We start from the raw sequence: 539 nt of genomic DNA, 5'->3' as shown, positions 1-539 counted from the left end.
TTACCCGCTACGGCGGACCTTTCCAGGTCGCTTCGTCTAATCCATCCCTTTGTAACTCCGTATAGAGTGTCCTACAACCCCAGGAAGCAAGCTTCCTGGTTTGGGCTTTTCCCGTTTCGCTCGCCGCTACTCAGGGAATCGATTTTTCTTTCTCTTCCTCCGGATACTTAGATGTTTCAGTTCTCCGGGTGTGCCTCGTTTACGCTATGTATTCACGTAAACGTACTACCCCATTATGGATAGTGGGTTTCCCCATTCGGAAATCTCCGGATCAAAGCTTACTTACAGCTCCCCGGAGCATATCGGTGTTAGTGCCGTCCTTCTTAGGCTCCTAGTGCCAAGGCATCCACCACGCGCCCTTTCTAACTTAACCTTCCGGCTTTCGATACACATAAATGCTTCTCGAAATCCTTTTTGGTGAATCACATCATGCAGCGATGCAGATAATGATTCTTAAAAAGGTATTGCATGAATAGAATCACAGAAGTGATCTATTCGAAGAAGAATTGAATTCTTCTCGGTTGATTCTTGATTTGTTG

Annotated in this window: 1 rRNA gene; it reads right to left on the bottom strand. The window is 46.0% G+C overall.

From position 1 onward, the window contains the following. Positions 1-373, bottom strand: a 23S ribosomal RNA gene (locus FILTAD_RS00010); the annotation flags it as partial. Between the last annotated feature and the right edge of the window lie 166 nt (positions 374-539).

Origin of the sequence: Filibacter tadaridae, from assembly GCF_900609045.1 — a bacterium.
In the GTDB taxonomy this organism is placed as follows: Bacteria; Bacillota; Bacilli; order Bacillales_A; family Planococcaceae; genus Sporosarcina; species Sporosarcina tadaridae.
The sequence above is the reverse complement of the archived record's forward strand: the minus strand, read 5'-3'. Positions and strand labels throughout refer to the sequence as shown.